The following is a 14,005-nucleotide window of genomic DNA, read 5'->3' as shown; positions in this document are numbered from 1 at the left end:
CCGCCCCGGTGTACGGTGCGCTGGTGACCGCGGCTGACTCGACCCGAACCGGCTTGCGTGAATGCATGCAAGCCGCATTCCGTCCCCGTACCGGCCCACCGAGCGCGTCTACGATATTGCGCTCGGTGCTGTGGCCGGCGGCCATTTTGTCGGTACTGCATCGCGCCATCGTGCTGACCACCAACGGGAACATCACTGACGACTTCAAGCCGGTGTATCGGGCGGTGCTCAACTTCCGCCGCGGCTGGGATATCTACAACGAGCATTTCGACTACGTCGACCCGCACTATCTCTACCCGCCGGGCGGCACACTGCTGATGGCCCCGTTCGGGTACCTGCCCTTCGCGCCGTCGCGCTACCTGTTCATCTCTATCAACACCGCGGCCATCCTGCTGGCGGCGTACCTGTTGCTGCGGCTGTTCAACTTCACGCTGACCTCGGTCGCCGCTCCCGCCCTGGTGTTGGCCATGTTCGCCACCGAGACCGTGACCAACACCCTGGTCTTCACCAACATCAACGGCTGCATTCTGCTGCTCGAGGTGCTGTTCCTGCGGTGGCTGCTGGACGGCCGGGTCAGTCATCAATGGTGGGCCGGGATAGCCATCGGATTCACGCTGGTACTCAAACCACTACTCGGCCCGCTGCTGCTGCTGCCCCTGCTCAACCGCCAGTGGCGCACGCTGGTGACCGCCATCGTGATCCCCATCGCCATCAACGTGGCCGCCCTGCCGCTGATCAATCATCCGATGGACTTCTTCACGCGGACATTGCCCTACATCCTGGGCACCCGCGACTACTTCAACAGTTCGATCCAGGGCAATGGCATCTACTTCGGCCTGCCGACCTGGTTGATCCTGTTCCTGCGGCTGCTGTTCACCGCAATCGCGATCGCCAGCTTGTGGCTGTTGTACCGCTACTACCGCACCCGCGATCCCCTGTTCTGGTTCACCACCTCCTCGGGTGTGCTGCTGCTGTGGTCGTGGCTGGCGATGTCGCTGGCCCAGGGCTACTACTCGATGATGCTGTTCCCGTTCCTGATGACGATCACGCTGCGCAACTCGGTGATCCGGAACTGGCCGGCGTGGCTGGGGATCTACGGCTTCATGACGCTGGATCGCTGGCTGCTGTTCAACTGGATGCGGTGGGGCCGCGCCCTCGAGTATCTGAAGATCACCTACGGGTGGTCGCTGCTGTTGATCGTGACGTTCACCGTGCTGTATTTCCGCTACCTGGACGCCAAGGCCGAAGACCGGTTGGATAGCGGGATCGATCCGGCGTGGCTGACGGCCGAGCGAGAGCGCGCTAGCGTGGACGCATGACCTCCTCCGACGCCGGCTCGCAGCGTCCGAAACTGCAACTCAGCGAAGACGAGTGGCGCAAAAGGCTCAGCCAGCGGGAGTACGACGTGCTGCGTCTGGCCGGCACCGAACGCCCGTTCACCGGCGAGTACACCGACACCAAGACGCAAGGCATCTACCAATGCCGGGCCTGTGGCGCGGAGTTGTTCCGCAGTACCGAGAAGTTCGAATCGCATTGCGGCTGGCCGTCATTCTTTGACCCGTCGGCCAGCGAGGCGGTGATCCTGCGTCCCGACCACTCACTGGGCCAGCTGCGTACCGAGGTGCTGTGCGCGAACTGCCACAGCCACCTGGGCCATGTGTTCGCCGGCGAGGGGTATCCGACACCGACGGATCTGCGTTACTGCATCAACTCGATCTCGCTGCGCCTGGTTCCCACGGACTCATCAGCGCAATAGCGGGGTCAGTCCAGCCGGGTGGCGTGGACTTCCCAGAACGGGACGTGCGCGATGCCGTCGGTCAGCCAGGGCTGCATCGTCTTGAACCGCTCCACCAGGGGCCCGACCTGGTCAGCCACCTCGGGGTTTCGCGCGGCCATGGTTTCCAGCGTCTCCATGCTCACCGTGGTGCGGTAGGTGGTCGGCCCCAGATAGGTGATCTCCCAACCACCAAGTGGCAGCATCTCGCGGAAGTTTTCCTCCGGCAGTGACCGGATGGCGGTCAATCCGTTGACCTGGTGGGAGCCGAACTCGTACATGTAAAGCCGTGCGCCCGGCTTGGTCGCCCGCCGCAGCGCCTGCACGTAGGACCTCTGCAGCTCGGGCGCGGTACCGAAGGTGTGATAGAAGGCGCAGTCGACGACGGTGTCGAATCGGTTGTCCAAGCCTTCCAGCCTCGTAGCGTCGGCCACCTGGAAGTTCACCGACACCCCGGCCTTGGCCGCGTTGTCCCGGGCCCGCTCGATGGCGGTCGCCGATCCGTCGATGCCGGTCGCCGAGTAACCCTTGGACGCGTAATAGATCGCGTGGTGGCCGGGCCCGGTGCCCGGGTCGAGCACCTCCCCCTTGACCGCGCCCAGCGCGACCAGCTGCTCAACCACCGGTTGCGGGCCGCCGATGTCCCACGGTGTGGCCGCCGGCAGGCCGTGTGCCACCCGCTGGTCGCGATACATCTCCTCGAAGCGGGTGGGGTCGGTCGGATCCGGGGCGGTCATGGCAGCGAGTTCACCAGCTGCTCGACGGGCACCCGCGGCCCGCTGTAGAACGGCGTCTCCGCACGGGTGTGCCGTCGGGCGTCGGTGGCCCGCAGGTCACGCATCAAATCGACGATGCGGTCCAACTCGGGGGCCTCAAACGCCAGGATCCACTCGTAGTCGCCCAGCGCGAACGCCGGCACCGTGTTGGCCCGAACGTCCTTGTAGCCACGCGCGGCCATGCCGTGCTCGGCGAGCATGCGACGTCGCTCCTCGTCGGGCAGCAGATACCACTCGTAGGAGCGCACGAACGGATACACGCAGATGTAGGCGCCGGGCTCCTCGCCGGCCAGAAATGCCGGGATGTGGCTCTTGTTGAACTCGGCCGGGCGATGCAGCCCGACGCTGCTCCACACCGGAGTGCAGGCCCGCCCCAAGGTGGTGGTGCGCCGAAAGTCCGAATAGGTTGCCTGCAACGTTTCGATGTGCTCGGCGTGGGTCCAGATCATGAAATCCGCGTCCGCCCGCAGGCCCGCGACGTCGTAGAGGCCGCGCACCACGACGCCGCGTTCCTCCTGCTGCTTGAAAAACGTCGCAGCGTCGTCGATCACGGCTTCGCGGTGGTCACCGAGTTCGCCCGGCCGCACAGAGAACACCGAGAACATCAGGTACCGAATGGTTGCGTTCAGGACGTCGTAGTCGAGGCGTGCCATGGCACCTATCGTGCCACTTGCGGGTTGAGCGCCCCAACGACGCCGTCCACCGCGCGGCCCGCCGCCCCGACACAGGCCGGCACCCCGATTCCGTCCAGATAGCTGCCGGCCACGGCCAATGTCGGGGGCAGCCCGGCCCGCACCTGCGCGACCAGCTCCCCGTGACCGGGACCGTATTGCGGCATCGCCTCGATCCACCGCTGCACACGTGAATCGATGGGATCCACCGTCACACCGAACACCGTGGCCAGGTCGTCGCGCGCCCACGAGAGGAGCTGGTGGTCGGACACGCGCTCGGCCAGGTCGTCGCCGAACCGCCCGAACGAAATCCGCAGCTGCTGGACGTCGCCCTGGATACCCCATTTCCGCGACGACAACGTGATTGCCTTGGCCCGCAACGGCTCACCGTTGGCCACCAGCACCCCGGAACACTGCGGGAAGGGGGTATCTGCTGGCACCGCCAGCGCCACCACTGCCGAGGAGGCACTGCGCACCCGGCTCGCGGCCGCGACGCTGCGTGGATCCACCCCGTCGACACCGTCGAGGATCCGCACCAGGCGCGGGGCCGGGATGGCCAGGATGACGGCGTCGGCGTGCCAGCGCCGGCCGGCATCGTCGTGCAGCGTCCAACCGGGTTCGATCTTGCTGACCGCGGCCTGCACCCATTGCACCCCACTGCGTGCGACCAGCTCCTCGACCAGCACCTGATAGCCGCCCGCCAAGGCGCCGAATACCGGACCGGCACCGGCCGGTGGCAAGCTCTGCCGAACCGCCTCGGTCAGGCTGGTGGCGCCGCGGTCCAGCGCCGCCGCCACCGCCGGGATGGCCGCGCGCACACCGATCGTGGCGGCCGAGCCCGCATAGACGCCGCACAGCAGCGGATCGACCGACCTGGTCACGGTCTGCTCGCCGAACCGCTCGGCCACCAGTTCGGCCACCGCGGGATCGCCGCCCGGGCGCCAGTGCAGCGGCCGGTCCGGTTCGGCCTCGATCTGGGCAATCGTGGCGTCGTCAACCAGGCCGGCAAGCGAGCGCGCCGAAGCCGGGATCCCCATCACGGTGCCCGTTGGCAGCGGGTGCAGCTGTTGGCAGCTGTAGATCAGCGGCCGGGCGCCCGTGGTGGAGCGCTGCAGCCCGGACAGACCGAGTTCGGCGAGCAGGGCGGGCATCTCCGGACGGCGCACCACGAACGCTTCGGCACCCAGATCCATCGGCTGTCCGCCGACCCGCTCGGTGCGCAAGATTCCGCCCAGCCGATCGCTGGGGTCCAACAGGGTGATCGAGGCGTCTTCACCGACCGCCAGCCGCAACCGGAAGGCCGCGGTCAGGCCCGAGATTCCACCGCCCACAACACAATACGAGCCCGGCGTCATAGCGAGTGAACCAGTGACACCAGGTCGGTCAGCACCCCCGGATCGGTCTGCGGCAGTACCCCGTGCCCCAGATTGAAGACGTACCCGGCCGCACCCGCGTCGACGGCCCGACGTCCATCGTCGACGACGGCGCGTGCGGCGCGTTCCACCGCGGGCCAGCCCGCCAGCAGCACCACCGGATCCAGGTTGCCCTGCAGCGCGGTGCCGGGTTGCACCCGGGCGGCGGCATCGGCCAGCGCGGTGCGCCAGTCCACGCCGACCACCTTCGCCGTCCCCGGCTTGACCGCCTCCGACATCGCACCCAGCAGTTCTGCGGTGCCGACCCCGAAGTGCGTCATCGGAACACCATGCTCGGCCAGCGTGGCGAATACCCGCGCGCTGTGCGGCAACGCGTACTGGCGGTAGTCGGCCAACGACAACATTCCCGCCCACGAGTCGAACACCTGGATGGCATCCACCCCGGCACGGATCTGACCGAGCAGAAATTCGATGGTCAGGTCGGTCAACTTGGTCATCAACGCATGCCAGGTCGCGGGCTCGGCCAACATCATCGCCTTGGTCCGGGCATGGTGGCGGCTGGGTCCGCCCTCGACCAGGTAGGAGGCCAACGTGAAGGGCGCTCCGGCGAATCCGATCAGCGGAGTGTCACCCAGCTCGGCGACCAACAGCTCAACCGCGTCGAACACCGGCGCAATCGACTGGGGGTCAATGGGTTTGATCGCGTTGACATCGGCAACCGTACGCACCGGCGCAGCGATGACGGGTCCGACATCGGCCACGATGTCCAAGTCCACACCGGCCGCGCGCAGCGGTACCACGATGTCGGAGAACAGGATCGCGGCATCGACGTGGTAGCGGCGGATCGGTTGCATGGTGACCTCGCAGGCCACCTCGGGTTCGAAGCAGGCGGCCAGCATGCTGTGCTGGCGGCGCAGCGCCCGGTATTCCGGCAGTGAGCGGCCGGCCTGCCGCATGAACCACACCGGTACTCGGCTGGGTTTGCGGCCGGCCACCGCGGCCAGATAGGGCGACTGCGGAAGGTCGCGACGGGTACTCATCGGCCTCAATGCTGCCATGAGGGCTGCCATGAGGCGGTTTGGGCGGCCCCGCAGGCTATCGGGCCGCTGCGTAACATCACGACGGCAACCAGCTGGCAACCAGCAACGGTCAGGAGCGCCGCATGCCACTCACCTACCAAGATTTCCCCAGCCTTCGCTTCGAGCCGAGTGAGCACGGCGTGCTGAATCTGGTGCTGGACTCCCCCGGGCTGAATTCGGTCGGACCGCAGATGCACCGCGACCTCGCCGACGTCTGGCCGGTGATCGACCGTGACCCCGACGTGCGGGTGGTGCTGGTTCGTGGTGAGGGCAAAGCGTTTTCGTCCGGGGGCAGTTTTGAGCTCATCGACGAAACGATCGGCGACTACGAAGCCCGAATCCGCATCATGCGCGAGGCCCGTGACCTGGTGCTCAACCTGGTCAACCTCGACAAGCCGGTGGTTTCGGCGATTCGCGGCCCGGCCGTTGGCGCCGGTCTGGTGGTAGCGCTGCTCGCCGATATCTCGGTGGCAAGCGCAACCGCGAAAATCATCGACGGCCACACCAAGCTCGGGGTGGCGGCCGGTGACCACGCCGCCATCTGCTGGCCGCTGCTGGTCGGCATGGCCAAGGCCAAGTACTACCTACTCACCTGCGAGACACTGTCCGGCGAAGAAGCTGAACGCATCGGCCTGGTCTCGACGTGCGTCGATGACGATGAGGTGCTGCCCACCGCCACCCGGCTGGCCGAGAATCTGGGGCAGGGGGCGCAAAACGCGATCCGCTGGACCAAGCGCAGCCTCAATCACTGGTACCGGATGTTCGGGCCGACCTTCGAAACGTCGCTTGGCCTGGAGTTTCTCGGGTTCACCGGCCCCGACGTGCAGGAAGGCCTGGCCGCGCACCGGCAGAAGCGTCCCGCCCGGTTTACCGACCGCACCGAGGGGCCCTAGCCGGCGACGAAACGGCGCGCCTGTCCCCGCGTGTCGACCGATGGGTCTACCGTCGAATTCTGTGAACCGCGCCGACGATAAGACGGGGCGCAGCGATTGGGGGGCACCTCCCGCTTGCGGGGGAGAGGAGCGGCGCTTGTGACCTCAGCCGAACCGACCCCTTTCCGCGAGGCGGTAGCGGCGATGAACGCTGTCACCGTGCGGCCCGAGATTGAACTCGGCCCCATCCGCCCGCCACAGCGGCTGGCCCCGTACAGCTATGCCCTGGGGGCCGAAGTCAAGCATCCCGAGCTCGACATCGTGCCCGAACGATCCGAAGGCGACGCTTTCGGACGGCTGATTCTGCTCTATGACCCTGATGGTTCTGATGCGTGGGACGGCACCATTCGCCTGGTTGCCTACATTCAGGCCGATCTGGACTCGCACGAGGCGATCGATCCGCTGCTACCGGAAGTGGCGTGGAGTTGGCTGGTGGAGGCGCTGGAATCACGCACCGAACACGTGACCGCGCTCGGCGGCACCGTCACCGCCACCACATCGGTGCGCTACGGCGACATCTCCGGACCGCCGCGCGCCCATCAGCTCGAGCTACGAGCGTCGTGGACGGCGACCACACCCGATCTAGGCAGCCACGTCGAGGCGTTCTGCGCTGTCCTCGAGCACGCCGCGGGCCTGCCGCCGGCCGGGGTCGTCGACCTGGGCTCGAGGTCGCGCGCCTGATATGTGCTCAGCCCTATCTCCTGAGGGGAACGAACCGCCGGAGGGCACAGCACCCGAAGCCACTCCCCTGCTGAGCCCGGCGAGCGGGGTTCCGGAACTCTCCGTGACCGCTGGCCAGATCGAGGCGGCCGCGACACTCCTGGACCGCGGCAGCGGCCCCTTTGCCGTCGACGCCGAGCGCGCATCGGGCTTTCGTTACTCCAATCGGGCCTATCTGATCCAGATCCGGCGGGCCGGCGCCGGAACGGTGCTGATCGACCCGGTCAGCCACGGCGGTGACCCGCTGACCGTGCTGCAACCGCTGGCCGAAGTGCTGGCCAAAGACGAGTGGATCCTGCACTCGGCCGACCAGGACCTGCCCTGTCTGGCCGAGGTTGGGATGCGTCCGTCGGCGTTGTACGACACCGAACTGGCGGGGCGATTGGCCGGGTACGACCGGGTGAACCTGGCGACCATGGTCGAGCGGCTGCTCGGCATGGGGCTGGTCAAAGGCCACGGCGCCGCCGACTGGTCCAAGCGTCCGCTGCCGTCGGACTGGCTCAACTACGCCGCGTTGGACGTGGAGTTGCTCATCGAGCTGCGCTCGGCGATCTCGGGGGTGCTGGCCGAGCAAGGTAAATCCGACTGGGCCGCGCAAGAATTCGAGTATCTGCGGACGTTCGAATCACGTTGGGTGCCGGCGACCGCCAAACCGGACCGCTGGCGGCGAACCTCGGGGATCCACAAAGTGCGTGACCGGCGAGGTCTGGCCGCCGTTCGCGAGTTGTGGATAACCAGAGACCGCATCGCCGAGCGTCGTGACATCGCACCCCGCCGGATTCTGCCGGACTCGGCGATCATCGATGCCGCCCTCGCCGACCCGAAGTCGGTCGAAGACCTGGTGTCATTGCCGGTGTTCGGCGGGCGCAACCAGCGCCGTAACGCGACGATGTGGCTCGGGGCCCTCGACGTCGCGCGCAAGAGCCAGCATCCGCCGGAAGTGGCCGAACCCTCCAATGGGCCGCCCGTTCCGGCGCGGTGGAGCCGACGCAAACCCGAAGCTGCCGCGCGCCTGGAGGCCGCCCGCGCGGCGTTGTCCGAGGTGTCGGATTCGGTGGGAGTGCCGACGGAGAACCTGGTCACGCCCGAGCTGGTGCGGCGCCTGTGCTGGGACTGGGCACCGGTGGCCGCCGCCGAGATAGCCAGCACCATCGATGAATTCTTGGCCACCGGGCAAGCCCGGGTCTGGCAGCGTGAGCTGGTGGTACCCGCCCTGGCCGCGGCGCTGGCCAATGCCGCCGAACCCGAGACCGAACCGGGCGCCCGCTAGTCGAGCTGTTCGGTGATCTCGGTTTCGGCAACGCTGGAACCCAGCGCGGCAACCCAGCCGGTGATGCGGCGGGCGACATCCTGGTCGGTGAGCCCCAAGTCGGCCAACACCTCGCCACGCGACGCGTGATCGAAGAAATCCTGCGGCAGGCCCACATCGCGACACGGCAGGTCGATCTCGGCACGCCGCAGCGCTGCCGACACCGCTGACCCGGTCCCCCGGTTGACCCCGTTGCCTTCGAGGGTCACCAGCAGCTTGTGCGCCACCGCCAATTCGAGCACCGCGTCGGGGACGGGCAACACCCAGCGTGGGTCGATCACCGTCACCCCGATGCCCTGGTTGTGTAGCCGCTTGGCCACCGCCAGCGCCATCGACGTCTCCGCGCCGCTCCAAAGCCGGAATATCGTCACCGACGTCACCTTTGGGGAATCACAAAGCCGTCGGACCATCGCTGACCTCGAGCGCATCCCCCAGTTCCTCGCGCAACCGGGTGGCATCCCTGGGCGCGGCTACCCGCATTCCGGGGACGATGCCCAGCATCGACAAATCCCGCATGCCGTTGTGGACCGGACCATCCGAACCGGTGATCCCTGCCCGGTCGAGCACCATGGTGACGGGCAGCTGGTGCAGCGCCACATCCATCCTCAACTGGTCGACTGCCCGGTTGAGGAACGTCGAATAGGTCGCCACTACCGGGTGCATCCCACCCATCGCCAGCCCAGCTGCCGACGTGATCGCATGTTGCTCGGCAATGCCGACATCGAACAGGCGGTCCGGAAAGCGCTGCCCGAACGCCGTCAGCCCGGTCGGCCCCGGCATGGCCGCGGTGATGGCCACAAGGTGGCAACGGCGGTTCCGGCGTCGGCGCGGGCCTGGCCGGCGGAAACGGCGGCGCCGGAGCGGGCGGCACCAGCGCCGGAAGCCTAGGGCTGCCATCCCCAGCAGGGCCGGGGGACGTCGAGGCGCGGGTGAGCGAAGCCGTAGGACGGTGCGGCACATTTCGAATTTCAATAGACAAAGCGATTAATTTAGACGTGGTGAATTACAACTGCAGCAACCGCATCCGAATTAACTCCATAGAGAATTAATTTCCTGTCAGAAATTCAGCAGTGAATGACTTAAGAAAAGTGCTCAAATTAGTGGAAATAGCTACACATTGGCGTACATTCGTCCAATCTAATTCCCACCACATTCCATGTGAATGGCAAGCGAGGCAGATGTGTGGTTCCACGCCGAGAACTCCCTGTTGCTACGCAGTAGCGCTGGTCGACAGCAGCGCAACCAGTCGCTGCGAGAGTCTGCCGAAGGGCCGGAAAAGAACTCTTTCTCATGTAATGGACGGCACGGTTCACAGCGAATTTCCGGCAGCCCGAGACATTGCCGACAAGGAACCTTCGGTTCGAGACCGGGTGCGATCGCTGTCGCCCGACCGTGCGGAAACCATTCGGCCGTCCGGTGTTTTTCAGGGCGCGGTCAGCATTTGTCGACCGCGCTGCCTCAAGCCTGCGTTGTTGTTTGAGTTCGGAGGAGAAACCTGATGTCCTACCTAGCCATTGCACCGGAGATCGTGGCCGCCGCGGCCGCGGATATGGACGGGATCGGCTCGGCCATCACCGCCGCCAATGCCGCCGCGGCGATCCCAACCAGCGCTATCGCGGCCGCGGCCGCCGATGAGATTTCGGCGGCCATCGCCGAACTGTTCGGCAACCACGCCCAGCAATATCAGGCCCTGAGCGCCCAAATGGCGCGGTTCCACGACCAGTTCGTGCGCAGCCTGTCCGGCGCAGCACAGACGTACGCCAGCGCCGAGGCCACCGGAGCCGCACCCCTGCAACCGGTGCTAGACCTGATCAACGGACCCACCCAAGCACTGTTGGGACGCCCGCTGATCGGCAACGGCGCCAGCGGGGCCCCAGGCACCGGGCAGGCCGGCGGTGACGGGGGCCTGCTGATCGGCAACGGCGGCGCCGGCGGTTCCGGCGCAGCAGGCCAGGCCGGCGGCGCCGGCGGGGCCGCCGGACTGATCGGCTCCGGCGGCGCCGGCGGCATCGGCGGAACCGGCGCGGCCGGCGGAAAAGGCGGCAACGCCGTCCTCTTCGGCGCCGGAGGCAACGGCGGCATCGGCGGGACCGGAGCCGTTGGCGGGACCGGGGCGGCCGGCGGAGCCGGCGGCAACGGCGGGTTCCTCTTCGGCCACGGCGGTGACGGCGGCACCGGCGGCACCGGCGCTAGCGGCGTTGCTGGCGCCAACGGTGGTGCGGGCCAAACCGGACTAGCCGGAACCGACGGCGGTACCGGCGGCGTCGGCGGGGCCGGCGGCAAAGGCGGGCTGCTGTTCGGCGCCGGCGGCGAGGGCGGGGCCGGCGGCACCGGCGGGGCCGGCGGCGCCGGCGGCACCGGTGGCGACGGGCTGGCCGCCACGACCCCTGGCGGCACTGGCGGCAACGCGGGCGACGGCGGCGGTGGCGGCGCTGGCGGTAACGCTGGAGCCGGCGGCGCGGGAGGCCAAGGTGGCCTGTTCGGCCATGCGGGTACCACCGGCGCCGGCGGCGATGGCGGTAATGGCGGCACCGGCGGACTCGCGGGCAACGGCGGGGCCGGCGGCAACGGCGACGCTAGCAACCCCAACGGCGGGACCGGCGGCAACGGCGCCAACCCGGGAGCCGGCGGGGCCGGCGGCGCCGGTGGCAACGGATCCCGCACCGGTGCACCCGGTACCACTGGCAACACCCCCACCACCGCGGCCGGCCACGGCGGCAAGGGCGGAGACGGCTTTAGTCCCGCCACCTCCGACCAAGACGGCGGGTCTGGCGGCAAGGGCGGAGACGCCGGCCAATTCGGCAACGGCGGCAACGGCGGCAACGGCGGCAACGGCGGCAACGGCGCCGCCGGAGCCGCCGGTGACGCGGCGGGCAGCGGCCACACCGGCGGCAACGGGGGCGCCGGCGGCGGCGGCGGTAACGCCGGTCAATTCGGTGAACCCGGCACGGGCGGATCCGGCGGGAACGGTGGCAAAGGCGGCGACGGCGCGGCCGGCGGCTTAGCCCAAGCCGGCGGAAACGGCGGCGAAGGCGGGGCCGGTGGCAACGCTGGCGCGGGAGGCCTGAGCGGCACCGGCGACAGCACCGGCAACGCCGGCACCGGCGGCAACGGCGGTGCCGGCGGCAACGGCGGAACCGGCGGCGATGGCAGCGATGGCGGACCCGGCGGTGCCGGCGGCAAGGGCGGCAACAGCGGCCCCGGCGGCACCAACGGCACCGGCGGCCACGGCGGAAACGGCGGCACCGGTGGCGACGGCGGCGACGGCGCCTCCGGAGTCGGCCTAGGCAAAGCCGGCGGCAACGGCGCTACCGGCGGCAACGGCGGCAACGCCGGATCCGGCGGCGCGGCCGGCACCGGCGGCACCGGCGGCACCAACGGCAGCGCCGGCACCGGCGGAACCGGCGGCACCGGCGGCAACGGCGGTGCCGGCGACAAGGGCGCCGTGGGTGACAGCGGCTTTGCCGGCGGTACCGGCGGCGACGGCGGCACCGGCGGCAACAGCGGCCCCGGCGGCACCAACGGCACCGGCGGCCACGGCGGAAACGGCGGCACCGGCGGAGACGGCGGCGACGGCGCCTCCGGAGTCGGCCTAGGCAAAGCCGGCGGCAACGGCGCCACCGGCGGCAACGGCGGCAACGCCGGATCCGGCGGCGCGGCCGGCACCGGCGGCACCGGCGGCACCAACGGCAGCGCCGGCACCGGCGGCACCGGCGGCACCGGCGGCAACGGCGGCGCCGGCGACAAGGGCGCCGTGGGTGACAGCGGCTTTGCCGGCGGTACCGGCGGCGACGGCGGCACCGGCGGCAACAGCGGCCCCGGCGGCACCAACGGCACCGGCGGCCACGGCGGAAACGGCGGCACCGGCGGAGACGGCGGCGACGGCGCCTCCGGAGTCGGCCTAGGCAAAGCCGGCGGCAACGGCGCCACCGGCGGCAACGGCGGCAACGCCGGATCCGGCGGCGCGGCCGGCACCGGCGGCACCGGCGGCACCAACGGCAACGCCGGCACCGGCGGCACCGGCGGAACCGGCGGCACCGGCGGAACCGGCGACACAGGCGCCGAAAGCGCCACCAGCTTTGCCGGCGGTACCGGCGGAGACGGCGGCACCGGCGGCAACAGCGGTACCGGCGGCACCAACGGCAGCGGCGGCAACGGCGGAAAGGGCGGCACCGGCGGCGACGGCCGCAACGGCAGTACCGGCACCATCGGCGGCAACGGCGGGACAGGCGGCACTGGCGGAATCGGGGGTACCGCCGGGACCGGCGGCACCGGGGGTAGCGCCGGCAACGCCGGCACCGGCGGCACCGGGGGCAATGGTGGCGCTGGTGACAGCGGCGCCTCTGGCGGCGCTGGCGGCGCTGGCGGCGAAGGCGGCGCCGGAATCGGCGGTAAAGACGGCGGTACCGGGGGCACTGGAGGCACTGGAGGCACTGGAGGTGCGGGCGTCGTCAGCGGCTTATCCGCCTTCCCCGGCGGCATCGGTGGCACCGGCGGAGCCGGCGGGCAGGGCGGCCAAGCAACCGGCGGCGGCGATGCCGGCGACGGCGGCACCGGCGGGCAGGGCGGAACAGGCGGGCAGGGCGCAACAAGCCTCTTCGAAGCCAGCTCCGGCGGCACCGGCGGGGCCGGCGGAGCCGGGGGGCTGGGCGGCCAAGCAGCCGACGGCGGCAATGCCGGCGACGGCGGCACCGGCGGGCAGGGCGGAACAGGCGGGCAGGGCGCAACAGGCCCCACAGTCAACGACACCGCCGGCGACGGCGGGGCCGGCGGGGACGGTGGCGTCGGCGGAGCCGGCGGGCAGGGCGGCCAAGCAACCGACGGCGGCAACGCCGGCAATGCCGGCGACGGCGGCAACGGCGGGCAGGGCGGAACAGGCGGGCAGGGCGCAGCAGCCCCCTCAGCCGCCAAGGCCGCCGGCAACGGCGGGGCCGGCGGCGTCGGCGGCGACGGCGGGAACGGCGCCGACGCCAGCGGCGGCGGCAACGGCGGCGACGGCGGGAAGTCCGGCGGGGGCGGAACCGGCGGAACCGGCGGCAAGAGCTTAGGCAATCTCCCCTCAGGTGACGGCGGAGTTGGAGGCAACGCCGGCACCGGCGGCAACGGTGGCAACGCAACCGATGGCGGTGCCGGCGGCAAAGGCGGAGACGGGGCCGCCGGCGGCACGGGCGGCAACGCCGGCGAGTTCCAGTCACTCCTCGGCATCGGCAAAGGCGGAGACGGCGGCACCGGCGGCGACGGCGGCAACGGCGGCACCGGCACACCCGTCGGGGCAGGCGGCCTGGCCGGTACCGGCGGTGCCGGCGGGTTTGGCATTTTCCCCGGCGGCCAGACCGGCCAGAATGGCACCGACGGCAAGGCCGGATGAACC

At 69.8% G+C, this 14,005-nt stretch carries 9 protein-coding genes and 2 pseudogenes; 6 read left to right on the top strand and 5 right to left on the bottom strand.

Annotated features, from left to right (window positions below):
- Nucleotides 1-8: 8 nt before the first annotated feature.
- A complete protein-coding gene (gene aftC, locus CCUG20998_RS09800; RefSeq protein ID WP_020728434.1) occupies nt 9-1,319 on the top strand; it encodes an arabinofuranan 3-O-arabinosyltransferase in 1,311 nt (436 codons plus the stop codon).
- Nucleotides 1,316-1,756, top strand: a complete 441-nt coding sequence (gene msrB / locus CCUG20998_RS09795; protein WP_036455494.1) for a peptide-methionine (R)-S-oxide reductase MsrB — start codon at nt 1,316-1,318, stop codon at nt 1,754-1,756. Before aftC ends, msrB begins: the two co-directional genes overlap by 4 nt.
- A 5-nt stretch (nt 1,757-1,761) precedes the next feature.
- On the opposite strand, the gene CCUG20998_RS09790 is transcribed toward msrB, so the two are convergent.
- From CCUG20998_RS09790 to hemE, 4 genes are read right to left on the bottom strand one after another with little or no spacing between them, the layout of a single operon-like run.
- The gene (locus tag CCUG20998_RS09790) at nt 1,762-2,511 is read right to left on the bottom strand and encodes a class I SAM-dependent methyltransferase (protein WP_020728432.1); all 750 of its coding nucleotides are present in this window, start codon (nt 2,509-2,511) and stop codon (nt 1,762-1,764) included.
- Nucleotides 2,508-3,203: a hydrogen peroxide-dependent heme synthase gene (gene hemQ / locus CCUG20998_RS09785; RefSeq protein WP_020728431.1), complete on the bottom strand. Its 696-nt coding sequence runs from the start codon at nt 3,201-3,203 to the stop codon at nt 2,508-2,510. The genes CCUG20998_RS09790 and hemQ overlap by 4 nt, the downstream gene beginning before the upstream one ends.
- A 5-nt stretch (nt 3,204-3,208) precedes the next feature.
- Nucleotides 3,209-4,576: a protoporphyrinogen oxidase gene (locus tag CCUG20998_RS09780; RefSeq protein WP_036455491.1), complete on the bottom strand. Its 1,368-nt coding sequence runs from the start codon at nt 4,574-4,576 to the stop codon at nt 3,209-3,211.
- Complete coding sequence (hemE, locus tag CCUG20998_RS09775; RefSeq protein ID WP_036455489.1) at nt 4,573-5,634, bottom strand: uroporphyrinogen decarboxylase; 1,062 nt, start codon at nt 5,632-5,634, stop codon at nt 4,573-4,575. The genes CCUG20998_RS09780 and hemE overlap by 4 nt, the downstream gene beginning before the upstream one ends.
- 122 nt (nt 5,635-5,756) lie before the next feature.
- Between hemE and CCUG20998_RS09770 the strand changes: the two genes are divergently transcribed.
- From CCUG20998_RS09770 to CCUG20998_RS09760, 3 genes and pseudogenes are all read left to right on the top strand, one after another.
- Complete coding sequence (locus CCUG20998_RS09770; protein WP_020728428.1) at nt 5,757-6,566, top strand: enoyl-CoA hydratase/isomerase family protein; 810 nt, start codon at nt 5,757-5,759, stop codon at nt 6,564-6,566.
- A gap of 40 nt (nt 6,567-6,606) precedes the next feature.
- Nucleotides 6,607-7,286: pseudogene (locus tag CCUG20998_RS09765) on the top strand (DUF3000 domain-containing protein).
- Nucleotide 7,287: 1 nt separating this feature from the next.
- On the top strand, nt 7,288-8,595 hold the full coding sequence (locus CCUG20998_RS09760; RefSeq protein ID WP_036455486.1) for a ribonuclease D: 1,308 nt from the start codon (nt 7,288-7,290) through the stop codon (nt 8,593-8,595).
- Here CCUG20998_RS09760 and CCUG20998_RS09755 read toward each other — a convergent pair.
- Nucleotides 8,592-9,447 (bottom strand): annotated as a pseudogene (locus CCUG20998_RS09755) (transketolase C-terminal domain-containing protein); the annotation flags it as partial. The gene CCUG20998_RS09760 and the pseudogene CCUG20998_RS09755 sit on opposite strands and share 4 nt — an antisense overlap.
- 685 nt (nt 9,448-10,132) lie before the next feature.
- On the opposite strand from CCUG20998_RS09755, the gene CCUG20998_RS09745 reads away from it, so the two are divergent.
- Nucleotides 10,133-14,002, top strand: coding sequence for a PE family protein (locus CCUG20998_RS09745; protein ID WP_116269101.1), 3,870 nt, complete (start codon nt 10,133-10,135; stop codon nt 14,000-14,002).
- Nucleotides 14,003-14,005 lie beyond the last annotated feature (3 nt).

Origin of the sequence: Mycobacterium marinum, from assembly GCF_003391395.1 — a bacterium.
GTDB lineage: Bacteria > Actinomycetota > Actinomycetes > Mycobacteriales > Mycobacteriaceae > Mycobacterium > Mycobacterium marinum.
The sequence above is the reverse complement of the archived record's forward strand: the minus strand, read 5'-3'. Positions and strand labels throughout refer to the sequence as shown.